General features: G+C 56.8%; 26 protein-coding genes. 20 read left to right on the top strand and 6 right to left on the bottom strand.

Annotated elements, in window-relative coordinates; translation table 11 throughout:
- The first annotated feature begins 186 nt into the window (after positions 1-186).
- The 9 genes from V8L70_RS02645 to V8L70_RS02605 all read left to right on the top strand — a co-directional run bounded on the left by V8L70_RS02645 (position 187) and on the right by V8L70_RS02605 (position 9,107).
- A complete protein-coding gene (locus V8L70_RS02645) occupies positions 187-822 on the top strand; it encodes a pseudouridine synthase (RefSeq protein ID WP_101146101.1) in 636 nt (211 codons plus the stop codon).
- Positions 819-1,259: an NUDIX domain-containing protein gene (locus tag V8L70_RS02640; protein WP_101146100.1), complete on the top strand. Its 441-nt coding sequence runs from the start codon at positions 819-821 to the stop codon at positions 1,257-1,259. Before V8L70_RS02645 ends, V8L70_RS02640 begins: the two co-directional genes overlap by 4 nt.
- Before the next feature lie 88 nt (positions 1,260-1,347).
- Positions 1,348-2,514 carry a tRNA 2-thiouridine(34) synthase MnmA gene (mnmA, locus tag V8L70_RS02635; protein WP_431313178.1) on the top strand — a complete coding sequence of 389 codons (1,167 nt, stop codon included), beginning with the start codon at positions 1,348-1,350 and terminating at the stop codon, positions 2,512-2,514.
- Positions 2,511-3,152 (top strand): high frequency lysogenization protein HflD, encoded by a 642-nt coding sequence (hflD, locus tag V8L70_RS02630; RefSeq protein WP_008958438.1) that lies wholly within the window; start codon positions 2,511-2,513, stop codon positions 3,150-3,152. Before mnmA ends, hflD begins: the two co-directional genes overlap by 4 nt.
- Before the next feature lie 81 nt (positions 3,153-3,233).
- Positions 3,234-4,619, top strand: a complete 1,386-nt coding sequence (gene purB / locus V8L70_RS02625) for an adenylosuccinate lyase (protein ID WP_101146098.1) — start codon at positions 3,234-3,236, stop codon at positions 4,617-4,619.
- A 77-nt stretch (positions 4,620-4,696) separates the two neighbouring features.
- Positions 4,697-5,887 carry a cupin domain-containing protein gene (locus tag V8L70_RS02620; RefSeq protein WP_101146097.1) on the top strand — a complete coding sequence of 397 codons (1,191 nt, stop codon included), beginning with the start codon at positions 4,697-4,699 and terminating at the stop codon, positions 5,885-5,887.
- Positions 5,887-6,312, top strand: a complete 426-nt coding sequence (locus V8L70_RS02615) for a GNAT family N-acetyltransferase (protein ID WP_101146096.1) — start codon at positions 5,887-5,889, stop codon at positions 6,310-6,312. Before V8L70_RS02620 ends, V8L70_RS02615 begins: the two co-directional genes overlap by 1 nt.
- 421 nt (positions 6,313-6,733) lie before the next feature.
- Positions 6,734-8,332 (top strand): isocitrate lyase, encoded by a 1,599-nt coding sequence (locus tag V8L70_RS02610; RefSeq protein WP_101146095.1) that lies wholly within the window; start codon positions 6,734-6,736, stop codon positions 8,330-8,332.
- Positions 8,333-8,636: 304 nt separating this feature from the next.
- The gene (locus tag V8L70_RS02605; RefSeq protein WP_101146094.1) at positions 8,637-9,107 is read left to right on the top strand and encodes an outer membrane lipoprotein; all 471 of its coding nucleotides are present in this window, start codon (positions 8,637-8,639) and stop codon (positions 9,105-9,107) included.
- Between the two features lie 113 nt (positions 9,108-9,220).
- On the opposite strand, the gene V8L70_RS02600 is transcribed toward V8L70_RS02605, so the two are convergent.
- Positions 9,221-9,502 (bottom strand): hypothetical protein, encoded by a 282-nt coding sequence (locus V8L70_RS02600; protein WP_101146093.1) that lies wholly within the window; start codon positions 9,500-9,502, stop codon positions 9,221-9,223.
- A 175-nt stretch (positions 9,503-9,677) separates the two neighbouring features.
- Here V8L70_RS02600 and V8L70_RS02595 point away from each other — a divergent pair, with 175 nt between their 5' ends.
- Positions 9,678-10,160, top strand: coding sequence for an FKBP-type peptidyl-prolyl cis-trans isomerase (locus V8L70_RS02595; protein WP_071695751.1), 483 nt, complete (start codon positions 9,678-9,680; stop codon positions 10,158-10,160).
- Positions 10,161-10,229: 69 nt separating this feature from the next.
- Here V8L70_RS02595 and nikR read toward each other — a convergent pair whose 3' ends face one another.
- A complete protein-coding gene (gene nikR / locus V8L70_RS02590) occupies positions 10,230-10,631 on the bottom strand; it encodes a nickel-responsive transcriptional regulator NikR (RefSeq protein ID WP_101146092.1) in 402 nt (133 codons plus the stop codon).
- Positions 10,632-10,732: 101 nt separating this feature from the next.
- On the opposite strand from nikR, the gene V8L70_RS02585 reads away from it, so the two are divergent.
- From V8L70_RS02585 to V8L70_RS02565, 5 genes are read left to right on the top strand one after another with little or no spacing between them, the layout of a single operon-like run.
- Positions 10,733-12,322, top strand: coding sequence for an ABC transporter substrate-binding protein (locus V8L70_RS02585; RefSeq protein ID WP_101146091.1), 1,590 nt, complete (start codon positions 10,733-10,735; stop codon positions 12,320-12,322).
- A complete protein-coding gene (locus V8L70_RS02580) occupies positions 12,313-13,293 on the top strand; it encodes an ABC transporter permease (RefSeq protein WP_101146090.1) in 981 nt (326 codons plus the stop codon). The genes V8L70_RS02585 and V8L70_RS02580 overlap by 10 nt, the downstream gene beginning before the upstream one ends.
- Positions 13,290-14,126, top strand: coding sequence for an ABC transporter permease (locus tag V8L70_RS02575; RefSeq protein ID WP_101146089.1), 837 nt, complete (start codon positions 13,290-13,292; stop codon positions 14,124-14,126). The genes V8L70_RS02580 and V8L70_RS02575 overlap by 4 nt, the downstream gene beginning before the upstream one ends.
- Before the next feature lie 33 nt (positions 14,127-14,159).
- A complete protein-coding gene (locus V8L70_RS02570) occupies positions 14,160-14,993 on the top strand; it encodes an ATP-binding cassette domain-containing protein (RefSeq protein WP_101146088.1) in 834 nt (277 codons plus the stop codon).
- Positions 14,986-15,600 (top strand): ABC transporter ATP-binding protein, encoded by a 615-nt coding sequence (locus V8L70_RS02565; RefSeq protein ID WP_101146087.1) that lies wholly within the window; start codon positions 14,986-14,988, stop codon positions 15,598-15,600. The genes V8L70_RS02570 and V8L70_RS02565 overlap by 8 nt, the downstream gene beginning before the upstream one ends.
- 10 nt (positions 15,601-15,610) lie before the next feature.
- On the opposite strand, the gene V8L70_RS02560 is transcribed toward V8L70_RS02565, so the two are convergent.
- From V8L70_RS02560 to V8L70_RS02545, 4 genes are all read right to left on the bottom strand, one after another.
- Positions 15,611-16,801, bottom strand: a complete 1,191-nt coding sequence (locus V8L70_RS02560; RefSeq protein WP_008958533.1) for an MFS transporter — start codon at positions 16,799-16,801, stop codon at positions 15,611-15,613.
- 34 nt (positions 16,802-16,835) lie between these two features.
- The gene (locus V8L70_RS02555; protein WP_232774735.1) at positions 16,836-17,465 is read right to left on the bottom strand and encodes a C40 family peptidase; all 630 of its coding nucleotides are present in this window, start codon (positions 17,463-17,465) and stop codon (positions 16,836-16,838) included.
- Between the two features lie 96 nt (positions 17,466-17,561).
- The gene (locus V8L70_RS02550; RefSeq protein WP_101146085.1) at positions 17,562-20,027 is read right to left on the bottom strand and encodes a DUF1266 domain-containing protein; all 2,466 of its coding nucleotides are present in this window, start codon (positions 20,025-20,027) and stop codon (positions 17,562-17,564) included.
- A gap of 177 nt (positions 20,028-20,204) precedes the next feature.
- A complete protein-coding gene (locus V8L70_RS02545) occupies positions 20,205-20,447 on the bottom strand; it encodes a GlsB/YeaQ/YmgE family stress response membrane protein (RefSeq protein ID WP_101146084.1) in 243 nt (80 codons plus the stop codon).
- Between the two features lie 176 nt (positions 20,448-20,623).
- Here V8L70_RS02545 and V8L70_RS02540 point away from each other — a divergent pair, with 176 nt between their 5' ends.
- The 5 genes from V8L70_RS02540 to V8L70_RS02520 all read left to right on the top strand — a co-directional run bounded on the left by V8L70_RS02540 (position 20,624) and on the right by V8L70_RS02520 (position 26,009).
- Positions 20,624-21,493 carry a D-hexose-6-phosphate mutarotase gene (locus V8L70_RS02540; protein ID WP_101146083.1) on the top strand — a complete coding sequence of 290 codons (870 nt, stop codon included), beginning with the start codon at positions 20,624-20,626 and terminating at the stop codon, positions 21,491-21,493.
- A 61-nt stretch (positions 21,494-21,554) separates the two neighbouring features.
- On the top strand, positions 21,555-21,746 hold the full coding sequence (locus tag V8L70_RS02535) for a hypothetical protein (protein WP_008958538.1): 192 nt from the start codon (positions 21,555-21,557) through the stop codon (positions 21,744-21,746).
- Positions 21,747-21,823: 77 nt separating this feature from the next.
- Positions 21,824-23,227, top strand: a complete 1,404-nt coding sequence (locus V8L70_RS02530; protein ID WP_101146082.1) for a YcjX family GTP-binding protein — start codon at positions 21,824-21,826, stop codon at positions 23,225-23,227.
- A complete protein-coding gene (locus V8L70_RS02525; RefSeq protein ID WP_101146081.1) occupies positions 23,224-24,264 on the top strand; it encodes a YcjF family protein in 1,041 nt (346 codons plus the stop codon). Before V8L70_RS02530 ends, V8L70_RS02525 begins: the two co-directional genes overlap by 4 nt.
- 104 nt (positions 24,265-24,368) lie before the next feature.
- Positions 24,369-26,009, top strand: a complete 1,641-nt coding sequence (locus V8L70_RS02520; protein ID WP_101146080.1) for a BCCT family transporter — start codon at positions 24,369-24,371, stop codon at positions 26,007-26,009.
- The last annotated feature ends 96 nt before the right edge of the window (positions 26,010-26,105 follow it).

Genomic DNA, 26,105 nt, shown 5'->3' with positions numbered 1-26,105 from the left:
GATTGCAAGAAATCTTAGGCGGAGCGCGAATTCACTAATGGCCGGGTCTCTAGCCTGTTTGTCACGATGACGCCCCCAGCGCGCCCCAGCAGCTAGGCCGGAGTATACCAGCGCTGCCCGCCGCGCGCATTGTCGACATGTTCCGTCCCGAGTGTGCAAAGGAAGTAAAAAGAGTAACGAGATGTCATGAGCCACCTCTATTTATTGCATAAGCCGTTTCAAGTATTAAGCCAGTTCAGCGACCGCGAAGGACGCCAAACACTGGCTCAATATATTGATGTCAAAGACATTTACCCCGCTGGGCGGCTTGACTACGACTCTGAAGGCCTGCTGCTGCTCAGCGACGACGGCGAGTTGATTCATCGCATCTCTCATCCACGCCACAAACAGCCCAAAACCTACTGGGCGCAGGTCGAAGGGCAAATAGATGACACGGCCCTCAAGGCGCTGCGTCAGGGCATTACCCTTAAAGATGGGCCGACCCAGCCAGCCAAAGCTCGCCGGATGGAACCTCCCACCACCGCCTTGCGCCAATCACCTATCGACCCCAAGCGCCACCCATCGACTAGCTGGCTGGAGCTAACCATTAGCGAAGGGCGTAATCGCCAAGTCCGCCGCATGACTGCTCACGTAGGCTTTCCCACGCTGCGCTTGATTCGCACCTCCATTGGGCCCTGGACATTGGAAGGATTAGCGCCAGGCGAGTGGCGTAAAGAGACCCTACACGCGCCCCGACCGGCGAAAACAGCTGCAAACAAGCGAACAGCCCAGAAACAAGACCAGCGAGCGCGACCCGCCGCTAAACGCAGGAAGCCATCATGAGCCTTATTCACAGCACGGCGGCCTGTGTTATACAGCGAGGCGAGCATTTCTTAATGGTGGAAGAGCAGCGCGGCGGGCCGCATAGCGTATTCAACCAGCCCGCCGGACATATCGAGCCCGGTGAGGGGCCCATCACAGCCATTCTGCGCGAGGTACAGGAAGAGACCGCCTGGCGCGTGTCGCTTACCGGTTATCTTGGGCTATATATTTTTCATACCGATGACGGGCGAACGTTTCATAGCCACGGTTTTATTGCCGCGCCTCTGCATCAGCTCGACCTCGCCCTGGACCCTGACATTACCGCCACCCATTGGCTAACGCTGGAACAAATACGCGCCTTGGAACAGCAGTCACGCCTTCGCAGCCCACTGGTACTCAAACGTATTGAAGATGCACTCAGCGGGCCGTGTTACCCGCTGGCGGTGATTCGCGAGTGAAGCACTCGAAGCAGTCACTCCCCATCGTGTATAATCCTCGCCCAATTGCGCATTGCATATTTGCACCCTACTTCAACTGAGGATGCCCATGTCATCCACTGACCCAACTACACCAAGCTCATCCACTACTGTGTCATCCGCCACAGCCGTTAATGGAAAAGTGATTGTCGGTATGTCCGGCGGCGTTGACTCGTCCGTTTCTGCCCTTCTTCTCATGCAGCAAGGCTATGAGGTAGAAGGCCTGTTTATGAAGAACTGGGATGAAGACGACGGCACTGAATACTGCACGGCCAAAGAGGATCTCGCCGACGCCGAGGCTGTCTGCGAAAAGCTGGGTATTAAGCTGCATACCGCTAATTTTGCCGCCGAGTACTGGGATAACGTATTTGAGCACTTTTTAGCCGAATACAAAGCGGGCCGCACGCCCAACCCGGATATTCTGTGTAACCGGGAAATCAAGTTTAAGGTGTTTCTTGAGTACGCCGAAATGCTCGGGGCCGACAAAATCGCTACCGGCCACTATGTTCGCCAAGGCGTTCGTGAAGGCAGACCGCGCCTATTGAAAGGGCTCGACGGTAATAAAGACCAAAGCTATTTCCTGCATGCGGTGCCGGAAGCCGCCATTGCCCGCACCCTGTTCCCCGTGGGCGAACTGGAAAAGCCCGCCGTGCGTGCGCTGGCAGAAGAGCATGGACTGATTACCGCCAAGAAAAAAGATTCTACCGGTATCTGCTTTATCGGCGAGCGGCGCTTTCGCGACTTCCTTCAGCAGTATCTACCCGCCCAGCCTGGCACCATTGAAACGCCGGATGGCGATGTCATCGGCAAACATATGGGGCTGATGTACTACACCCTTGGCCAGCGCCAGGGGCTAGGCATTGGTGGGCTTGCCAACTACTCAGAAGAGCCCTGGTACGTGGCGGCGAAAGACTTGGATCGCAACGTACTGATCGCGGTGCAGGGTAAGCACGATCAACTGCTTTACTCCGACACCTTGGCCACCGAGTCGATGGACTGGGTGGCAGGCGAGCCGCCGGTTCAGCAGGGCCGCTTTACCGCCAAAACGCGTTACCGGCAAAGTGACTGCGGCTGTGAAATACGCGTACTGCCCGACGGCGGCGTAGAGGTCACCTTCGATGATCCGCAGTGGGCGGTCACGCCTGGCCAGTCGCTGGTGCTTTACGATGGCGACATTTGCTTGGGCGGCGGCGTTATTCGTGCCACCTGGAAGAAAGCCGCGGAGGCTGCTGCATGAACCCCACTACGCCGATTCATCGCGCGCCTGATTCCCCCGCAGCTCGCCAAGCGCTGGCGCTGGCCGGTGTGTTTCAAGCCGCCAGTCTGGTGGACGAACTCGCCCGCACCGGTCAGGTAGACCCGCGCGCCTGGGAAACGTTGATTGAAGCCACCGTGGATACCAATCCGGCAAGCTTCGAAGCCATCTATGGCGGCCACCCCAACAACTTGCGCCGCGGCCTGGACACGCTGGAAGCTCTGGTAGGTCGCAAGCAGGCGAACCCGGTGGTACTGCGTTACGGTTTTTCACTGCTCATGCTGATGAATAAGCTGCGCACCAATACCGGCATGATGGACTCCCTGGGCCAAAAGCTTACCCGTATCCAGGGTCAGGCCGAGCACTTCGGTCCCACCCATGAAAACGTGGTCGCCAGCCTAGGGGAGGCGTACCAAGAGACGATCTCCACCTTTAAAACCCGCATTGTGGTGCAAGGCGACCCATCCCTGCTGCAAAGCCGCATGATGCCTGAACGCGTTCGCGCCTGCTTAATGGCCGGCATTCGCTTTGGACTACTGTGGCACCAGCAAGGCGGTCGGCGCTGGAAGCTCGTGTTTCAGCGCAAAGCGCTACGCCGTGCACTGGACAGCCTCAACTAGTCCGCCGATCTATTTGACCGACTTGTTCTCGATTAATCTGCTCTCGACTAATTTTTTTTCGAACTTCCTGGAAACCATGCCATGCAACTCTCAGCTTTGACCGCCCTCTCCCCCGTTGACGGCCGCTACGCCTCTAAAGCCGCCGCCCTGCGCGAACACTTCAGCGAATTCGGCCTGATCCGCGCCCGTGTGATTGTGGAAGTTCGCTGGTTGCAGCGCTTGGCCGAGCACACGAAAATCGTTGAAGTGCCGCCCCTCTCCGCTGAAGCGACGGCGTTTCTTGAGCAGTTGATTCGTGAGTTTTCGATTGCCGATGCCGAGCGGATCAAAGAGATTGAGCGCACCACCAATCACGACGTCAAAGCGGTTGAGTACTTCCTGAAAGAGAAGATCGCCGGTCAGGCCGAGCTCCACGCAGTCACCGAGTTCATTCACTTTGCCTGCACCAGCGAAGATATCAACAACCTCTCTTACGGTGTGATGCTCAGCGACGGCTTAAAAGCCATGCTGCCCACCATGCACGAAGTGGCTGACGAAATCGCCAAGCTGGCAATTGCCCATGCCGCCCAGCCAATGCTGTCGCGTACTCATGGTCAAACCGCCACCCCGACCACGTTAGGCAAAGAGATGGCCAACGTCGCCTACCGCCTTAAGCGCCAGCTTAAGCAAATTGAAGCGGTGGAAGTGCTTGGCAAAATCAATGGCGCCGTGGGCAACTACAATGCCCACCTGACGACTTACCCAGAGATCGACTGGGAAGCCAATGCGCGCACCTTCGTGGAAGGTTTGGGGCTAACGTTCAACCCCTACACCACTCAGATTGAGCCCCACGACTATATCGCCGAACTGTTTGATGCCATTTGCCGCTTCAATACGATCCTGATCGACTTCGATCGCGACGTATGGGGTTACATCTCACTGGGCTACTTTAAGCAGCGCACGGTCGAGGGCGAAATTGGCTCATCCACCATGCCGCATAAAGTTAACCCGATCGATTTTGAGAACTCCGAGGGCAACCTGGGCCTAGCCAATGCGGTGCTTAGCCACCTAGCGCAAAAGCTGCCGATCTCCCGCTGGCAGCGCGACCTGACTGACTCCACCGTGTTACGTAACCTTGGCGTAGGCTTGGCGTATGGGCTGATTGCTTACCACGCCAGCCTAAAAGGCATCAGCAAGCTTGAAGCCAACCCTGAGCGTTTAGACGCTGATCTGGATAACAGTTGGGAAGTGCTTGCCGAGCCCATCCAAACGGTAATGCGCCGCTACGGCATTGAGAAGCCCTACGAAAAACTCAAGCAGCTGACCCGTGGCAAACGTATTGACCAAGCAGGCTTTGCGGCGTTTATTGATACCCTTGAACTACCCAGCGACGTCAAAACCGAATTGAAGGCGCTTTCACCGGCCAACTATATTGGTAATGCCCAGGCACAAGCCGAAGCACTGACACATCAGCTAAACTCGCTGTAACCCATTTGCTGTAACCCATTTGTTGTGACCAACTTGCTGTGACCAACGTTGCTGCGACCACTACACCAGGACACGCCATGAACCATCACGATAAGCCGCTAACACTGCTGGGCGATCTTACCGCCGCAGACTTTCTGGCCAATTATTGGCAGCAAAAGCCGCTGCTGATTCGTGGCGCAATGCCCGATTTCATTAGCCCGATTGAAGCCGATGAGCTGGCGGGACTCGCCTGCGAGCCTGGCGTAGAGGCACGCCTGGTAGAAGAAGAAGGCCCCGATGGGCCTTGGCAGGTCTCCCACGGCCCCTTTGACGAAGCCACCTTTGAACGGCTGCCAGAGAACAACTGGAGCCTTCTCGTGCAGGCCGTTGACCATTACGTGCCTGCGGTCGCCGCGCTAATGGACGAGTTTGACTTCCTGCCACGCTGGCGGCTCGATGACGTGATGATCAGCTACGCGCCTCCTGGCGGCAATGTGGGCGCGCATATCGATCAATACGATGTCTTTTTACTCCAAGCCAGCGGCCACCGCCGCTGGCAGCTGGGCGGCAAGCTCACGGAAGATGCGCCGATCATCCAAGGCATTGATCTTCGCATTTTGAAAGAATTCACCGTAGAACCAGATTCGGATTGGGTGCTTGACCCCGGCGACATGCTCTATCTACCCCCTGGCTGGGCACATCACGGTGTGAGCCAAAGCGATGATTGCATGACGATCTCGATTGGCTTCCGCGCGCCCTCCGCCGATGAGGCAATTACCTCCTATGCGGATTATTTGGGCGAGCAGCTTCCTGCCTCACAGCGTTATAGTGATGCGGGCATGGCGCCTGCCGAGCAGGTCGGTGAGCTGGACGACGCCGCCGTTGAACGTATGCGCCAGTTGATCATGTCAACGCTCGACAACCCCACTCAGATTGCCCAGTGGTTTGGCCGGGTAATGACCCAGCCCAAGTATGTGGATCAAGTAGTGCCGCTTGAAACGCCGCTAACCGAAGCGGCGCTTGTTGCTCAACTACAAGAGGGCGAGCCGCTCTACCATATGCCCGGCTCACGCTTTGCCTGGCGCCGCGATGCCAGCGGTACCACGCTATTTGTGGATGGTGACGGCCACGCCTGTTCAACTGAATTAGCCAAACGCCTAGCCGATACCACCCCACTCTACGCCGAAGACCTTGAGCTTGACGGTGCCGCAGCGCTTATTACCCAGTTGGTCAACACCGGCAGCTTGGGCTTTATGAGCGATGAGGGTGAGGACGACGAGGCGTATTAATGGCCATTACCCACATTAGTACTGGTGACTGGGAGACACTTGGCCCGGCAGCTAGCGAGATCCGCCGCAAGGTGTTTATCGATGAGCAGAACGTGCCTCAGGAAGAGGAGTGGGATGGACTGGACCCCGCGTGCCAGCACTTTCTCGCTATGCTTGACGGCCAGCCAGTGGGCACCGCACGCTTGCTACCCGATGCGCACATTGGCCGTGTCGCGGTACTCGCTAATGCCCGCGGCACCGGCATTGGCGTACTGCTGATGCAGGCTGCGATTGAGGCGGCACGTCATGCGGGCCACCTCCAGGTGGTCCTCAGCGCTCAGGTCCATGCTCTAGCGTTTTATGAGCGGCTGGGCTTCGTCGCTCATGGCGATGAATTTCTGGATGCGGGCATTCCCCATCGAGAAATGACACTTTCGCTTGATTAATAAGCTCTCTTGATTGATCTCTAGCACTGCCTCGGCAGTGCTTTTTTGTGCGCTCTTGCCGCCATCTTGACGAAAAACGACTACACAAACCCTCCCTTCCTCTACCCCGTTGTCGTCGGGCTACAACCCCCTGTGCCCCGAAGTGTCAATTGTTGAGTGAGCCATCCTCGTGGATAGTTATTGCATTGCAGCGTTAAGCCGATTTGATCAAGCCATCAAGCCCGCGCTCAACGCTGTAGCTGAAGTCTCTAGCGCTGCTGCTTCTAGCTTTCAAGACGTTTGCATGAGAGACGATTGGCTGAGAGACGATTGACCTAGAGACACAATCACGAAATTCAATAATGCTAAATACAACTTCGCAGGTGCAGCATAAGCAAAAGCTGATTTGCGAAACACTATCCAGCCCGAAGAGGATAAGCTCATGACAGGACTGCTCGACGATATCAAAGCAATGGCCCAGTTACGCGAAGCGCAAGGCGGCAAATGGGACGCCATCAAACCGGAATACGCCGCCCGTATGCGTGCACAAAACCGCTTCCACACAGGCCTGGACATCGCTCGATACACCGCCAAAATCATGCGCGAGGATATGGCTGCCTATGACGCTGATACCTCAAAGTACACCCAGTCGTTGGGTTGCTGGCACGGCTTTATTGGTCAGCAGAAGCTGATCTCGATCAAAAAGCACTTTGGCACCACCAAGCGTAGCTACCTCTACCTTTCCGGCTGGATGGTTGCCGCGCTGCGCTCTGAGTTTGGCCCGCTTCCCGACCAGTCAATGCACGAAAAGACCTCTGTCGCGAATCTCATCGAAGAGCTCTACACCTTCCTGAAACAAGCCGATGCGTGGGAGCTTAACCACCTGTTCCGCGCCCTGGATGAAGCCAAAGAGGCTGGTGACAGCGGCAAAGAACAGGAACTAATCAGCAAAATCGATAACTACGAAACCCATATCGTTCCGATCATTGCGGATATCGACGCGGGCTTTGGTAATGCAGAAGCCACCTACCTGCTCGCCAAGAAGTTTATTCAAGCGGGCGCCTGCTGCATTCAGCTGGAAAACCAGGTTTCCGATGAGAAGCAGTGCGGTCACCAGGACGGTAAAGTCACCGTGCCCCACGAAGACTTCCTGGCTAAAATTAACGCCGTGCGTTACGCCTTCCTCGAACTCGGTATTGAAGATGGCGTGATCGTGGCACGTACCGACTCACTCGGCGCAGGCTTGACGCAAAAAATTGCCGTCACCAATGAGCCAGGCGATCTCGGCGATCAGTACAACAGCTTCCTCGACGGGGATGTGATCGAAAACGCCGCCGACATCAATAACGGCGACGTTGTCATCAAGCAAAACGGTAAGCTGGTTAAGCCCAAGCGCCTCGCCTCTGGCCTTTACCAGTTCAAGGCAGGCACTGGCGAAGACCGCGTCATTCTGGACTGCATCACCAGCCTGCAAAACGGCGCCGACCTGCTTTGGATCGAAACCGAAAAGCCCCACGTGGGCCAGATCGCCAGCATGGTAAACCGGATTCGCGATGTCGTGCCGGATGCCAAACTGGTCTACAACAACTCGCCGTCGTTCAACTGGACGCTCAACTTCCGTCAGCAAGTGTTCGATGCGTGGCAGGAAGAAGGTAAGGATGTTTCTGCCTACCAGCGTGACAAGTTAATGAGCGCCGAGTACGACGACACCGAACTGGGTCAGCTGGCCGATGAGTGGACACGTAATTTCCAGCGTGACTCGTCTCGCGAAGCAGGCATCTTCCACCACTTAATTACGCTGCCGACTTACCACACGGCCGCCCTCTCCACCGACAACCTGGCGAAAGGCTACTTTGGCGATGAAGGTATGCTGGCTTACGTGAAAGGCGTACAGCGCCAGGAAATTCGTCAGGGCATCGCCACGGTTCGCCACCAGGATATGGCAGGCTCCAATATCGGTGATGATCATAAAGAATTCTTCCACGGTGATGCCGCGCTCAAAGCCGGTGGCAAAGACAACACCATGAATCAATTTGGGTAATAATCACCACGTTACTTTTTGATCCCTGCACAGGAGGCCTAACGGCCTCCTGTTTTGGTTCATTCTGGGTATTTGCACACTGTTTTCTTAATACGCTGTTACACTTTCCGCTATGATCGCCGTTATGATGTTTCGTGACTACTGTGCTGTCAGCTTTGACCTTTTCCATCGATTGCTGGTCAAAACGGTTTACATCAGCTACCTTTAACGAACACCGTTTTATAACTACGATTGCTCTTCACTTTGCCGTTTAAAGATGGCGGTGTAGGCGACAGTTAATTCAATTGACACTCTGGAGGTTTTAATGAAACGTCTTCTTCTACCGGCTGTAGCTTTAAGTATTCTCACGTTGGCTGGATGTGCCAACACCTCGGGATACTCGGGTGATGTTTATCGCGGCAACCAAGCAAAAACCGGCCAAAGCGTTACCTACGGCACTATCGTGGCGGTTCGCCCTGTACAGATTCAAGCCGACAGCCGCGCTGGAGGCCTTTTAGGCAGCGGTGGTGGCGCCATTATCGGCGGCCTTCTGGGCAACCAAGTGGGCGGTGGTTCAGGCCGTCAATTGGCAACCGTGGCAGGCGCACTCGGCGGTGCCGTCGCGGGTACGGCAGCTGAAGACGCGACTAACCGCGTTGACGCCCTTGAAATGGAAATTCGTCGTGACGACGGTACCGATATTGTTGTCGTTCAGCGTGCAGACCGCCAGTTCCAAGCTGGTCAGCGTGTACGCTTAATCGGTAGCGGCGCTAGCATGAGCGTTGCGCCTTATTAATTGACTGCTGTTGATCAATAGTAGTTGGTTATCAAAAAAGCCCGGCCACCTAATAAGATGGCCGGGCTTTTTTATGGCAACGTTATGGCAACTGCCTTTTTCTGGCAGCTAACTTAATGATGGGTCTTGTTACTTGCCCAGTTAGCCAGTGCCATAATGGCCCAGCCAATCAAGGCTAGCAGAATGACCACTAACAGCATATCTACTGGTTGGATCAGCGTAGTGGCACCCAGCACTGCCAGCGAAATCACCCATAAATAGCGATTGTTACCATGGCTCTTCAACACACGGGGCAACATCTTATCCAGCCCTTGGCTAACGCCCTTGTTCCAGCGGTCATTGACAAAATAAGCAATCAGGCAAAAGGCGACAAGCCAAATAATCAAGATCGTCATTGCATGCTCCAAAAGTGATAGGGCAAAGAAAAAAGCGATGGCCGTAGGGTATCCCTGGTCACCCTGACGCGCAATACCGCCGAAAGTGGTGGGCAGGAAAAAGCGCTCTACCCCCTGACAAGTCAGCCTACACGCGTTACCATATTGGAACATGCACTCACCGAAAGGTTATTCCATGCAAATTGCGCAAAACTCGGTTGTCGCGTTCCACTACACCCTGACTAACGATGCAGGTGAAGTGCTAGACAGTTCTGAAGGCCGTGAGCCGCTTACCTACCTCCATGGCGCCGGTAACATTATTCCGGGCCTTGAGAAAGAGCTGGAAGGTCGTGCTGCTGGCGAAAAGCTGAACGTTAGCGTTTCTCCTGAAGAAGGTTACGGCGAGCTGCAAGAGCAGCTAATGCAGGAAGTACCGCGCGATGCGTTTCAGGGCGTTGAAAGCATTGAGCCGGGCATGCAGTTCCAAGCCCAGACTCAAGGTGGCCCGTTGATGGTTACTGTTAAGAAAGTTGAAGGTGATACGGTCGTTGTTGATGGCAACCACCCGCTGGCCGGCCAGCAGCTCAACTTTGACGTTGAGATTGCTGAAGTACGCGAAGCCAGCGCTGAAGAAGTCGAGCACGGCCACGTGCACGGCGAAGGCGGCGTTGAGCACTAAGACGCTCCCGCTACCGATAAGAAAAGGTGACCTCCGGGTCACCTTTTTTTTGGCTACCGGGAAGCGGGCTTATTCATCGGGTATCAGCACTAGCTGGCCGTGGCGCACGCTTCGCGACGAGGTAACTTCAGCGGCGAACTGCTTAAGCGCACGCCCCTGACCTTTGAGCAGAGCTACTTCCAGGCAACTGTCATGATTGATATGCACGTGCAGGGTCGAAAGCGTGAGTTCATGATGGTCATGGGAATGACGGGTCAAGCGCTTAGATAGCTCGCGAGCGGCATGGTCGTAAACATACACCAGCGCGCCCATGCAGGGCGAATCCGGTGCAGCCTCTTCTCTCACTTGTTTTAAGCCACTGCGGGTTAAATCACGAATCGCTTCTGAGCGGTTTTGGTAGCCGCGCTCGTGCATCAACGCATCTACTTCTGCCACCAGTTCCTCATCAAGCGTTACCGTTACACGCTGCATTCACGCCTCCTCTTATAAGGCCTGCTTTCCATGTGCTGCCGCCACCGTTAGTATGATGTTATTGTAAAAACATCATACCAAATAGCGTAAAGGATAAAGCGATGGCTCCACCAACTCGGCCTATCTTACTGGGTATTGCGCTAAGTTGTTTAGCTGCCATCAGCACCGCCGAGGCAAAAGAGCAGTTAATTCTGGCCATTGGTGGCGAACCCGAACAGGGCTTCGATCCACTTTTGGGCTGGGGGCAGTACGGTACTCCACTGTTTCAGTCGACGCTGCTTTCACGAGGCAGAGACCTTTCACCCCAGCCAGAATTAGCCACCGAGTGGTCGCTCTCTGAAGATCGCCTCACCTGGACGCTAACGCTACGTGAAGACGCCCGCTTTGCCGACGGCACCTCGTTGACCGCCGAAGACGTGGCCTACACCTTTAATACCGCGGCAGAGGCAGGTGGGCGGGCAGACTTAAGCGCGCTCGAAGAGGCCAATGCCGTCGATGATCAGACCGTTACCCTTCGCCTTCACACACCTCGAATTACCTTTATAGACCAACTGATGACGCTGGGCATTGTGCCCCACGCCAAGCGGGATAATGGCTATAGCGAGCAATACGGCCGACATCCCTTGGGCTCTGGCCCCTATCAACTGGTGGAGTGGCAGGAAGGCGAACAGCTGATAGTTGAACGCAATCCCTATTTTTACGGCCCTGCCCCCGCCTTTGATCGCCTGATATTTCTGTTTACCAATGAAGATGCCACGCTCAGTGCGGCCCATGCAGGCCAGGTCGATATCGCATCAATTCCACCGGCATTGGCAGCCAATGTGCCTGGGCATATGCAACGGGTCACCATGGAGAGCGTCGATAATCGCGGCATTCTGTTCCCCATGCAGCCAGCCACCGGCGAGCATGCCGCTTCCGGCGCACCGATTGGCAACGACGTGACCGCGGATCTTGCGATTCGTCAGGCGATTAACCTCGCCGCGGACAGACCGACATTGGTAGAGGTAGCGTTGCATGGCTACGGCCGCCCCGCCTACGGCCCAGCCGATGGGTTGCCTTGGAGCAGTGAAGAAGAGCGAATTGAAGCACCAGATATTACCCGCGCTGAGGAGCTTCTCGACGCAGCAGGCTGGCAGCTAGGCGACGATGGCCTGCGCTATAAAGATGGCCTACCCGCTCGCTTTCGGCTTACCTACTCTGCTGGCGATACCACCCGACAACTGCTTGCAGAAGTGAGTGCCGAGATGGTTCGCCCATTGGGCATCGAGATGCAGCCAACAGGCCGCCACTGGGATGAAATCCAGCGTGAAGCAATTCATCAGGATGCCATCCTATTCGGTTTTGGCAGTCACAGCCCCCAGGAGGTCTACTACCTTTTTCACAGTCAGCATGCCGGTAACGGGTTTTATAACAGCGGCTTCTACGCCAACGCTGAAGTGGATACACACTTAGATGCCGCCCAGGCCTCGGATAGTGTCGAAACAGCTAACCAGTACTGGCGCGCTGCCCAATGGGACGGCACCACTGGCTATGGCGTACGCGGCGATAGCAGCTGGGCGTGGCTGGTTAACCTTGAACACGTGTACTTCGCCAACACCTGTTTAGACGTTGGCGAGCTTGGCGTTGCTCCCCATGGTCACGGCTGGCCCATCACCGCTAATCTGCTTGAGTGGCGCTGGACATGCAATTAATCCCGCGTATCGCAAGGCGTCTTGGCCGCCTGACGCTAGTGCTGCTGTGCGTAGCCCTGGTGTCATTTGGTCTGATGATGGTCTCGCCCGTCGACCCCGTGGATGCCTACCTTGGGCCACAGATGGCCCAAGTCAGCCCGGAACAGCGTGCCCTGATTGCCGAACGCTGGGGATTCGATGCGCCACCCGCCGTTCCATTTGGGCATTGGTTGCGCCAGTTGGTAAGCGGTGATTTAGGCTGGAGTCATGTTTATAACCAGCCAGTCAGCGAGGTTATCGGCCAGCGATTTCAACGCTCAATCATGCTGCTGGGCAGCGCATGGCTACTCGCAGCGCTGCTGGGGTTTAGTCTCGGCGTTGCGGCAGGCGCTAAAGAGGGCTCCACGCTGGATAACCTCATTAGTAGCTACGCCTATATTACCGCCTCCACGCCTGCTTTTTGGCTGGCAATAGTCGCCGTGCTGCTATTTTCGGTGACCCTGGGTTGGACACCCCCCTGCTGCGCAGGCCCCACTGGAGTTTTGAATCAAGATGTCACCCTTGCCTCCCGATTGCATCATCTGCTGCTGCCGGCCATCACGCTGGCACTGCTGGGCATCGCCAATATTACCCTGCATACCCGCACACGCATGCTGGAGTTAATGCGCTCTGAGGTAGCGACCCACGCCTTCGCCCAGGGCGCTAGCCGGTTTGATATCGCTTGGCGGCACGGCGTCCGTCACGCCAGCTTACCGGCGATTACGCTTGCATTTGCTTCGCTGGGGGAGCTCTTTGGAGGCTCGATTCTAATCGAGCAAGTCTTTGCTTACCCCGGTTTAGGGCAAGCCACCGTAGCAGCGGGCTTGCGTAGCGACGTTCCCCTACTGCTGGGTATTGCGCTCTTTACCGCGCTATTTGTTAGTGTCGGTAATATGATCGCCGATAGCCTGTATAGCGCTATCGACCCGCGCATGACGTCAGGTGGCCTATGAACTCAGGCCAACCACCCAGCTATCCACCACCCAATCTCTATTCACAGCCACGACTTCGTGCCGCACTCAGCCTGGTCGTTACCACCCTGCTGGTGTTGGGGTTAATCGCTAGCCAGTGGCTGCTGGGCGATTCGCCGCAGCAGATGCAGTTTGATGCTCGACTAGCGCCGCCCAGCGTTGATCACTGGCTCGGCACTGACGCGTTGGGCCGGGAGCTCTGGGCGCGCACGCTGGCGGGGCTGGCACTTAGCTTTTGGGTGGGCTGCCTGGCCGCTCTACTGAGTACGCTGATTGCGCTGAGCTTGGCCGCCCTAGCCACGCTTTCGTCTCGGCTGGATACACTGGTAAGTTTGCTGATTGATACGCTGCTTAGCGTACCGCATCTCATTTTATTAATACTAATTGCCTTTGCGCTGGGCGGCGGCACCCAGGCGGTGATTATTGCCGTGGCGGTGACCCACTGGCCAAGCCTTGCCCGAGTGCTGCGCGCGGAGCTTTGGCAATTGCGCCAGGCCCCCTATGTGCGAATCTCCCGGGCGCTAGGTAAATCACGCTGGTTTGTGCTCCACGGCCACCTGTTACCCCACCTGATTCCCCACTGTTTGGTCGGCGCCCTGCTGCTGTTCCCTCATGCCATTCTCCACGAAGCGGCATTGACCTTTTTGGGCTTTGGCTTGAGCCCCAGCCAGCCCGCTATTGGCGTACTGCTGGCCGATGCCATGCGCTATTTAAGCGGCGGTTACTGGTGGCTGGGGGTATTTCCGGGCCTGGGGCTGCTGTTGATGGTGCTGGGATTCGAGCGTCTTTCCACTCATCTACGCCACTCCCTTTAGCGCTTTTAAGGAGATTTCTGATGGAGACTTACCGTGTTAACGATTGATCGGCTGTCGCTACAGCTACCGTTATATGTCTCCTGGTGGAAGCGTGAATGGGCCACCTGCCTGAATGAATTTTCGCTAACGTTTTCCCCTGGCGAGGTACATGCCGTGGTGGGCGCCTCCGGCGCCGGAAAAAGTCTGTTGGCCTATGCGATTATGGGCCTACTACCCTCATCTGCGCGCTTGAATGGGCAGCTTGCCTACCAAGGAACACCACTTGATGAAGCTCGCCAACGCCAGCTTCGCGGTCGGGAGCTGGCGCTTATTCCTCAGTCGCTTAATGCACTAGACCCACTGGCGCGCACCAAACGCCAAGTGGCCTGGGCGGCCCAGCGCGCCGGACAATCTTCACGTCATGCCCTGCAATCCGCCCAACGAGCCCTAGACCACTACCAGCTAGATGCTCGCGCCCAGCAGGCCTACGCCCACGAGCTTTCCGGCGGCATGGCCCGCCGCGTGTTGACGGCCATGGCCCATGTCAGCCATGCCCGACTGGTGATTGCCGATGAGCCCACCGTGGGCCTTGACCCTCTTCAGCGCCAGCGTGTTTTGGATGCGCTGCGCGGACTGGCCGACCAAGGAAAAACGGTGATATTAATTACCCACGACCTGCGACACGCCCTGCCGATTGCTGATCGCGTTACCATTATGCGTAACGGCCAGCAGGTCGAAACAGCCTCCGCCTGCGCCTTTCAAGGCAGCGGCGCTTCGCTTGCCAGTGCTTATGCCCGGGCATTGTGGTTAGCACTGCCCGACAATGGCTTTTTGAGCCACGCGGTTAGCCAAGCTCAACCGACGGAACAGGAGATCACCGTTGCTTGAAGCGCGCCAGCTCAGCTTTCATTTCTCACCCGATGCGCCTTTGTTTGATTCCATCTCACTCACGCTGAACGCGGGCCAGTGGGTAGGATTGAGCGGTGACTCGGGGGCAGGCAAATCGACGTTGGGCAAACTACTGGCAGGCTACTTAGCTCCGTTTGAAGGAGAGGTAAGCTTAGATGGTAAGGCTCTGCCGAAAAGCGGTATACAGCCCGTTCAATGGCTGCCGCAATCGCCGGAGCTGGCGGTAAACCCCCGATGGCGAGTCGGCAAGATTTTACGCGAAGCGTGGACGCCTACTGAAACCCAGTGCCAGGCGTTTGGCGTGCAGCCAAGCTGGCTATCTCGCTTTCCACAATCGTTATCAGGGGGAGAGCTACAGCGGGTATGTGTATTGCGCGCCCTTGCACCAGAGGTACGCTTTCTAATCGCCGATGAAATCTCAACGATGCTCGACCCCATCACTCAACTTGAACTGTGGCAGGCGCTAAAACAGGAAGCGGAACAACGCCAGCTTGGCGTGCTGGTGATTAGCCACGACAGCGCACTACTGGAACGGCTTTGCCCACAGCGCTTGCACCTAAGCGGTGGTCAATTGAACCCATGGTAGTTGATGACAGTTAGCTAACCGCTTGGCGACGTTCAAAGCGCCAGAGGCCGAAAGCGATCATTAGCGTAATGCTTAGCAGTAGCCACGAACCAATACTCACCCCAGCCCAGCCGGCCCAGCGCCAGAACGGCTCCAGCCAGAAGCCACCCAAACTGGCCCCCACGTAGTAGAACACCAGATAGAGCGCCGAGGCGCTGCCCCGAGCGCCCTGGGCATAACGCCCTACCCAACTGGAAGCCAATGAGTGCGTTAGGAAAAAGCCGAAGGCATTGACGGTTAAGCCGACAATAATCAACACTAGCGACTCTGATAAGGTGATGGCCGTGCCCAGCATTAAAATCAGCACCCCCATCATCATGCATGCCGCTGGCGACAAACGCCCTGCTAACCGCCCGGAAATCATCGAGCCAAAAGTACCGCCTAGATAGGTTAAGAAAATCAGCCCCAAACCGCTGGCCGCCAGTTGATAGGGGGCCGCCGCTAACCGGAAAGTGATGTAACTGTATTGGTTGATAAAGATCAGGAAATTAATGCCACCCAAGCAGTACGCGGCAAGCAGCACCGGGTTGCGCAGATGACTGACTAAATCGCTTGCCGCTTTACGCAGCTCAAAGCGCTGGGGAGTAAAGGCGCGACTATTGGGCAACAATCGCCAAAAGACGATGCAGCCGATTAGCGTCATGATACCTACCGCTAAAAATGCCGCGGTGGGGCCTCCTATTTCGGCAGCGGCCCCACCGACAATACGCCCACTGATCCCGCCGAGCGAATTCGCGCCAATATAGAGCCCTACTGCACTTAATAGCGCTGGCTTCTCAAACTCATCGCCCATCCAGGCGATCGCCACTGCTGGCAACCCACCCAACACGAAGCCCTGCACCAGTCGAAGCAGTAACAAGCTTTCAAAGGTGGGCGCGAAGGCCAAAGCAATGGAGCAGCCCCCTGCCAGCAGCAAGGTTATACGCATGATACCTTCGCGACCGATGGCATCCGAAAGGGGACCGAATACCAGCAGTGCCAAGGCGAGAGAGAGGGTCGATACGGACATGAGCAGGCTGACGCCCAGGGTCGAGACATCGTACGTCTCCTTTAACCCTGGCAGCAGCGGCTGCGGTGCATACAGATTGATAAAAACAAGAAAAGAGCCGAGGCAAAGCGCCAAGGTGGCGCGCCACCAGGCGCGCGTTTTGGCTTCAATCATGCCGTTCCTAACTAAAAAATGAGAGGCCTGACGGCTAGAAAACACTTCCGCTTAGCTGGGCCAAATGCGTTGGCTCCAGGGCACGACGCGCCTGCCAGTAGTAACGTCGCCAGTAACTATTATCCAAGCTGGAAATAATCACCCCTTTCGAGGTCGAGGCATGCAGAAAATAGCCATTACCTACATAAATGCCGACGTGGTTATATCGACCTGGGGGGCTGAAGAACACCAGATCGCCCGCCTGCAGCTCTTGGCGGTCGATCGGGCGTCCCTCGTGTATTTGCCCCCCAGTGGAGCGTGGTAACTCTAAATTAAAGGTGTCACGGTAAACATTGCGAACCAGGGCCGAGCAGTCAATCCCTCTTTCTGTCGTGCCGCCAATCCGGTAAGGCGTTCCTGCCCAGCGCTGATGCTGGGCCAGCAGCGCCTCGCGCACCACTGTTGGCGGCGGGACTTGCATACTGCGCAATTGCGCATCAATGGGATCAACCGGTGACATTTGCGGGTTAGCGCCCATTCCCGGCAGCGTCATCGAAAAGTAGTTCTCTGGGGCCTGCATATTGCTCTGTCGTGTCGAGCCTGCGCAGCCAGCCACCAATGTCACTATAAAACAAACACTTACAACACGTACTGCGGTCACAGCGGGGCGTGGCAACGCAACCATGCGATTAACCTCGACACATAGAATAAAGGGATGGTATGACAAAACTCATTTTTTCCTCGCACGACTATAAGCTAGTTATCCTATGCTTGGCGAGCCTCAATGTAAGGTGCGCTGATCACCAGGCAATGTATCTATGTGCAGCGGCGCAAAATGGCGCGGTTTATTGCCGGGAAAATCCAGGCTCACCCATGGCCCAGCTAGCACCGGCGCACCGCATACCCAGGCCACCAACGCCTGACGAAAACCGGCTAAAAAGCTCTCTCGCTCTGGGGTTTCGCCCATAAAGAACGAGAAGCCAGCGTACATGCCCATGGCATACTCTTGCCACCCGGCATAGTGATCCGCCGCCAGCTCATAAGCGCGATCCAATACGCTGGCAAACGCAGTGCTATCAAGCCAGCCAAGCTGCCGTGCAGCAATCGCCAGATCGACCAGTTGGGCAATATCCCAGGCCGCCATATCGACTTCATTACAGCCATCTTCGTTATCACGTACCCGACGTAAACGAAGCAGATGGTGGCGCTCATCTTCAGCACAGTCGCCAGATTCAAGAATGGCGATTTCAGCGCTTAAACGTTCGGTATTGAGGGTGTAAGGAGCGTAGTTAATCTGATACTCCTGGCGATCCCCCGCCTCGAGCATATAGGTCAAAAACTCCTGCATATCCCCCGCGCTGCTCAAGTGGTAATGGCTCTCTACCCACTCGCGGATTTCAGCGCACTCGCGGGCGCTTTCGAGCTGCGGTTCACTCCATACGGCACTGTTTAAAGGCCCGACCAGGGACATGGCGGTGAAGTGATTCAAGGTGGGACGGCTGCCCGGCTCACACCAGGCGTCGTGGCGCCAATCGAGCCAGTGGAACAGGCTACCGGGGTCTTCGATATGCCAAATAATTTCGTTAATTAGCGATGCATGCTCGGGCTCAGGCAGGCAACTCTCCCACGCAAACCAGGCGTCTAACAAGCGCTTGGCATTGGGATAAAATCGGCATAGGCAGCTGCGCAGCGCGCTGGCGTACTCCATTAATGGCCCGCGATCCAATAAGCCGCTATCAAGGGACATATGCAGATAGAAGGCGAACTTCTCGGCCATATGGATAGTGGCCGCGTGACGGCTCACACCCTTGACGGCATTACGCTGCTTAAGCTCTTCCGGGGTCGGCTGGCCGAACCAACTTTGCGAGGGTGGAAAAACGCCATGCACCGCGTCGGCTGCCAGTTGATTAAGATGATGCGCCTGAGCGGGTAGCCAGTAGCGCGCCAGTGCGTGAGCACCTTCATCGGCGTGCAGGCCCAACGACTCCTGCAAATAGAGCGCCGCATCGGCACGCTGCTCTTCTGGAAGCGCAGCTGACGGGTCTATTTGACGCAGCATTACATCCGGTTCACGCACGCTGGCCAGCGCCAGCAGCCAGTGGTGGGGTGTATTACGCCATTGACGAATGCGCGCTTGAGAGGCCTTCCGCGTGGGCTCATCCAATAGCTCCCCCGGTGAACGTTTCCAGGGGCTATAAGCGCTGTGCAGCAGTAGCTGATGCCGCTCGCTGGGTGTTTTCCCGCGCCGATCAATGCCATCAAACAGGCTTTGCCCCCGCCCGTAGGCGTTAAGGACAGCGTACCAGTCATGGTAGCGGCGGCTGATCAAATCAGCAGCGTGCCCTGCCAAGTCATCGGCTTCCTCTTGGCTAAGCCAGCCACAGCAGGCTCCTGCCCAGGCGAGCTCGACAAGCCGTAGCCAATCCCAGGCAGCCCACTCCAGCGGCTCACCCTGGCTAACAAATTTATTCAACACAGGCGCATAGGGCGACTCCTCCACCACGCTGCGCTGCCACTCCATACGCTGAGCGCCGTCCATACTCAATAGTTCGCGGGCTTCTATATCCCAGCGCTGGCGCTCGCCTTGGGCGCCTAGCCACAACATTACCCCCAGCAGCGCATCGCGGTCATGGACATCCCACACGTGGGCCAGCCACTCAGCGGCGTCGGGCCAGTCGGTTTGGCTTGCAGGATAGACGATGATCGGCCGAAACAGCGCGCATAGTCGCCAGCTCTGAGCCGCTGGCTGTTGCGGCCATAGAGAAGCAGGGGCAGGCAGTTTCGTCAGGGCATGTTCAAGTGTTTCCCAAGTAACACCTTCGCCATCGGTTTCGAGATTGGCCAGCGCCTGGCAGGCATCGATAAAGCGGTCATCAGCGCCACCTTCCCAACCTCTTACGCCCAGGGCGCGACGCAGATCGGCGAGCCATGCGCGCAGATCGCTGTAATCGCGGGTAATACGCCGCGTTAAATGGTGCGCCCAGGCGCGTGACTGATCTGCTTCTAACCAGCCCGCCGCGCCAGCAAGCGCAGCCCACTCGAGCGCGCCCAATAGCCGATCGGCACGACCTGCAGGGGCACCCAGGCCGTGGAACAGTTGCTCGGCCAGCTCCCCCCGATCGGTAATTCCCAGTTGCAGCAAACGCTGCTCAGCAGCACCTGCATCGACCGCCAGCGGATGAGGAGTAAACGCCCAATCACACAGCACAAGCTGTTGGGCCCACCAGGCATTTAACGCGTCGATCAAGAGGCACCTCGAAAAAGCATAGTATCACCACCAACTAACACAGGGTCGCTACCAGCAAAGCGCCGGAATAAAGCCGCCTAGTGTAACGGAAAGTGGCCCGAACACCGATAGCATCTGTATAAACGACACCGCCCGGCACAAGGCCGGGCGGTCGTCAAACGGGTCACAGCTAAACAGCTACGCTTTTTTGACCTTACTAATCACCCACAAGAGCACCACGGCCCCTACCGTTGCAGTGACCAGCGAACCGATAAAACCACCGGAAGAGAGGCCTAAAAGGCTGAACAAGAAACCACCCACAAGCGCACCAACGATGCCCACACCAATATTACCCAGGATGCCGAAACCGCCACCGCGCATGATGTTGCCAGCAATCCAACCAGCCAGGCCACCAATGATTAACCATGCAATAAAGCCCATATAGTCTCCTTACTATTTCATTTACGGGATTTCATTTACGGGTTTTAGCTACGTACATTAGTTACGTATGTTAGTACGCGTTTTACCTATCAGTCGTGCTTGTTCTACCATAGCACACAGCGTTACTGTTCGGCGTCTATCGGTGTAGATGCTTGGCAACTCTTAAAGGAAAATTCATGATCCCCGACTCGCTCAAACAACTGCTTAAAAGCACAGATGGTCAGCAAACGGCCAACTGGGAAGGCCGCGACGTAGTGCTTTTCAACATGCCTTGGGGAGAGTTAGCGATTAGCCTACAGGGTGCTCAGGTGCTGCATTTCTGCCCACAGGGCGACACCGATTGGCTATGGCTGACACCGACCCCACAAGCGCTGCCAGGGGCTATCCGCGGCGGTATTCCGCTCTGCTGGCCGTGGTTTGCTGACGAGCGCTATGCCGATGAGAGCCCCAATCGCGACGGCCCGTTTCATGGCCTCGCCCGTCACGCGGCCTGGCGTCTGGATGCTGTCGATGAGCATGCCGAAGGCATTGAAGTCCATCTCTCTCCCGAGCAGCGCCTGCATACTCAGCTCACGGCACGTTTGGTGGTGCAAGCCAATGCACAGCGGCTTAACGTTGAGTTGATCAGCGAAAACATCGGCGAGACGCCCGTTAAAACCAGCGGCGCACTGCACACCTACCTCGCCGTTGCCGATATTCATCAGTGCCGCCTGGAAGGTCTTTCCGGCGCCCGCTATCTCGACAAACTGCGCGACTTTGCCGAAAGTGAACAGCAAGGTACGCTGGCCGTTCAAGGTGCCATTGACCGCATTTACCATACCAATGAAGCCGTGCTGCTCAACGATGGCGAGCGCAGCCTGCGCATCGGCAAGCAGTCCAGCGACTCCACCGTGGTGTGGCACCCCAACAACGACCTTCCTGGCGATACACCCGCTGACGCGGCACGCCATTTTATCTGCGTTGAAGCTGCCAATACGCGCCTAGACCCGGTTTGGTTGGTACCCGGTGCGCAACACTTATTAGGTACTACCCTAAGCCGCGGTTAACCTTCGGTTCATCAATATTTTGCTATCATGCGCTCACTTTCATTTGAGCTAGGGAGATCCGATGGATCCGCAGCAATGGCTTGAGGCCGCTACGCTAGCCTTTAATTTAATCGGCATGGTGGTGTGTTTAGTGGGTCTTACCTTGGCGCAAAAAATGACTCGCCGCTGGCCGGGCTACACGCTGGCGGGGGTCGGCTTTTTGATTGCCACCCTACCGATGCTTTCACAGCTACTATTAATGTTTCGCCAGTAATGGTCATGCAGTCCGGCTTGTTTTAAAGAGAGCCGGGATAGCGTTAAGTTGGCAAGAGCCATAAAGGGATCGAAAGGATGCGTCAGCCGTTAAGTCGCGAACTGAGCAATTTGTTAGAGCGAGGCCGGGATCGCCAGTTGCGCTTAGCGGTAACGGGCCTCTCGCAAGCAGGCAAAACCGCTTTTTTGACCTCGCTGGTCAATCAACTGCGCCATGCCGGCGTAGAAGCGCGTCTCGATTTACTGCCCGCTGCCCGTGAAGGCCGCCTGCTGGGTGCCCAGCGGCTCAACCAGCCCGATTTGGGCGTCCCACGCTTTCCTTACGACCCGGGCATGGCTGCCCTACGCGATACACCGCCCCGCTGGCCGGAGCCCACACGCGGGATCAGTGAACTGCGCTTGCAACTGCGTTACCGCCCTGCCCGCAGCGGCTGGCTAACCCCTGAAATTGCCCACCTTACCCTGGATCTATTCGACTACCCCGGCGAGTGGTTGCTCGATTTACCGCTGTTGCAGCATGACTTTTACAGCTGGAGCCAGGCTCAGGCGCTATACGCAGGCGAACAGCGCCGAGGCCTTTTCAGTGAGTGGCTGGCAGCGGTCGAACAGCTCGACCCGGCAAGCGAGGCGGATGAGGCTCAGCTTGCCGCTCTGGCCGAAGAGTACGCCCAGGGCCTGCGCCGTGCCAAAAAGGCCGGTTTCTCCGACCTGCAGCCAGGGCGTTTTTTGCTGCCGGGTGAGCTGCAAGGGGCGCCTGTACTGCAGTTTTTCCCGCTACCGCAGCTTAATTCAACTCAACTCAATACCTCCAGAGAAGCGCTGGAAGCACTGCCCGCCAACAGCCTTTACGCTACCCTGGCGGCGCGCTTTCGCTACTACCAGCAGCAGGTGGTGAAACCCTTTTATCGCGATCACTTCCGCCGCTTTGACCGCCAGATCGTACTGGTGGATGTGCTTGGCGCGCTCAATGCCGGGCCTGAACGGTTTGAAGATCTTTCCCGCGCCCTGCGCCAGTTAATGCACAGCTTCGACTACGGCAAGCGCAGCCTGCTCACGCGCCTGTTCGCGCCTAAAATTGACCGGCTGGCGATTGCGGCCACCAAGGCCGACCATGTCACTCCCGACCAACACGGCCATGTGGTACAGCTGCTAGAGGCCTTGCTGGCGGAACCATTGAAAGACCTGCGCTTTGCCAATGTCCCGGTCAAAGCGTTTTCTCTGGCCTCCATTCGCGCCACCGAGGCCCGCGAAGTCACCCACGAAGGTAAGCGCTCACCAGCTCTACGCGGCACGACCCTGGAGGGGGAGGACGTACTGGTTTACCCCGGCGATGTGCCCGCCCGGCTTCCCACTGCCGATTTTTGGCAGCAGCAGGGCTTCGACTTTCCCGGCTTTCGCCCGATGCAAAACACCTCGGAAGCGCTGGATCATATTCGCATGGACGCCGCCATTGACTGGCTGATTGGAGACAAACTGACATGACCACCCCACAGCCACGGCGTCACTTTACGCTGGATGACATGCCAGAAGAGGCTGCCGAAGCGGCTTCGAGTTTGCGCCAGCGTGAAGCCTTTGCTGGCACCAGCGAGCACCATCCCTTGGCGCCCCTTCCAGAAGATAAAGCCTTACCTGCAGCCAGTTTAGGTGCGCCGCGCAAACGCCGCTGGGGACTGCTATTCGCTCTAGTGGGTGGTGCCGGGCTAGGTACTGCAGAGCTGGTTACCGGTATCCCCGACGCCCTGGCTCAATCCCAGTGGCTCGCCATCGCTTGGCAACTGTTCGGCATCAGCTTGATTGGATTAGGCGCGATGTCTCTGCTCAAAGAGCTGGGCCGTTTACGGCGCCTTAAGCGCCACGACAAACTGCGCGTTGATTTAGCCGAGCTGCCGCTGCGCTCACCCAAACAGGCGCGGGCCATGGCCGAGCAGTTGAGACGTCAGCTTAAACTTGCCGATGACGATCCGCATTGGCTGGCGTTTCAACGCGCCAGTCAGCCGCACCATAGCGGGGAAGAGATCCAAACGCTGCTGCGCTACCACCTGCTGGCACCACGCGACCGTGAAGCCCAGCGCCTGATTACCCGAATGTCCGGGGAAACCGCGATTATGGTGGCCATCAGCCCGCTAACGCTGGTGGATATGGCGCTGGTGGCCTGGCGGAGTTTGGCGATGGTAGACAGGCTCTGCCGCCTGTATGGCCTTGAGCTGGGCTACGCCAGCCGCCTGCGGCTATTTCGTAACGTGCTGCACAACATGGCCTTTGCTGGGGCTAGCGAACTGGCCACCGACGCCAGCATGGATATGCTCTCGCTGGATTTAGCCAGCCGCCTTTCCGCTCGCGCCGGTCAGGGCCTGGCCACCGGGCTTCTAAGCGCAAGGCTGGGATTGCGTGCCCAGCGCCTCTGCCGCCCTGTGCCTTTCACCCCCGATGAGCAACCCAAGATCGCCGACCTTCGCCAAGACCTTTGGCGGCAGATCAAACGGCTGGATAAAGAAACGGTTCCGCAGAGCAGCCAATGAAGTAACCACAACACCCATGTTTTTGGCCACAAAATGGGAATCAACGCTATTTATCCTCATGATGGATGTTTAACATAGCATCCTCCAATGAGGAGACGTAGTTCATGAACAATCCCAACAATCCTGAGTCGCCTTCAGAAGCGAGCGACATGCAAACCGACTATGTCGTCGGGCAGGATAATATAAAGGGGCAGCTTGGCCCCATCGGTTTCGACATCCACAACCGCGTGTTTGTGGTATCCGCGATTGCTTCGGCCATTTTCATCGTCCTCACCCTGCTGTTTCCAGAGCGTGCGGAAAGCGTCTTCCAGTCCATTGTCGCCTTCTCTACGGGAACGCTGGACTGGTATTTCATGATCCTGGTCGATTTCTTCATTCTGTTCTGCTTAGCACTGGTTGTTCTGCCTTATGGCTCCGTCAGGCTGGGCGGGGCCGATGCCCGACCAGATCACAGCTACCTCTCCTGGTTCGCCATGCTGTTCACCGCAGGCATCGGCATCGGCCTGCTGTTCTTCGGCGTACTCGAGCCGGTTTACCACGCCAATGTCTCGCTGCCCTTGGGCGTCGAGTCCCCGTTTGGTGCTGATGGTGAGCTAAACCCAGCGGCGATTGCTGACGCCAGTGCCTTAGGGCTTGCCGGCACCTATCTCCACTGGGGTATCCATGGCTGGGCGGTGTATATCGTCATGGCGCTAGCGCTTGGCCTGTTTACCTATAACAAGGGCCTACCGTTCTCGATTCGCTCGGCGTTCTTTCCTATCCTCGGTGAGCGTGTCTGGGGCTGGTGGGGCCATGTGATCGATATCCTGGCGGTGTTTTCCACCCTCTTCGGGCTGGCAACGTCCCTCGGGCTCGGCGCCCAGCAGGCCAATGCGGGGATGAACTTTGTCTTCGGTCTGGAAGTCAGCACCTTAACCCAGGTCATCGTCATCATTCTGGTAACGGCGGTGGCGCTGGTGTCGGTTTGGCGCGGCCTTGAGGGTGGTTTGAAGAAGCTCTCCGAGATCAACATGATCCTGGCCGTTCTGTTCTTCTTTTTCGTGCTCTTCGCTGGCCCCACGCTTTTGGCACTAAGCGGCTTCTGGTCGGGGCTTACTACCTATGTGACGGACTTTATTCCCCTCTCCGCGCCCTTCGGTCGTGAAGACGATGCCTACCGCCAGTCCTGGACGATTTTCTACTGGGCGTGGTGGATTAGCTGGGCACCTTTCGTGGGGATGTTTATTGCTCGTGTTTCCCGGGGGCGCACGGTGCGTGAGTTTATCCTCTGCGTTTTGCTCGTTCCCAGTATGTTTATCTTTATCTGGATGGGCGTCTTTGGCTCGACCGCCCTTGAACAGCTCTACGCTGACCCGGCGGGCAGCCTGGTGAAAGAGTATGTCATCGACAACTACAGACCCGAGCTTTCGCTGTTCGGCATGCTGAACGAGCTACCGTTGACGGGCCTAATGTCGACCCTGGGTATCGTCCTGGCGCTGATCTTCTTTGTCACCTCCTCGGATTCCGGCTCCCTGGTTATCGATACCATCACCGCCGGTGGTAAAATCGACGCTCCGCGGCCACAGCGTATGTTCTGGGCAGTCATCGAAGGCCTCATCGCGATTGTGCTGCTTATCGGTGGTGGTCTGACCGCGCTTCAGGCAGGGGTCACCGCCACCGCTATTCCGTTCTCGATTGTGATGTTGCTATTGTGCTACTCGATCATCAAGGCGCTCAATGGCGAGTTGCGGCTTATCCGAAAGTGATAACTGCAGCTAAAACCTTTAGGCAACTGTAAAAAAGGCCCTCTGCTGGTTACAGCAGAGGGCCTTACTATTTCACAACAGGTTCGAACCACGTCG

Origin of the sequence: Vreelandella arctica (assembly GCF_037070215.1) — a bacterium.
Taxonomy (GTDB): domain Bacteria; phylum Pseudomonadota; class Gammaproteobacteria; order Pseudomonadales; family Halomonadaceae; genus Vreelandella; species Vreelandella arctica.
This window is presented reverse-complemented; position numbering and strand designations above follow the sequence as displayed.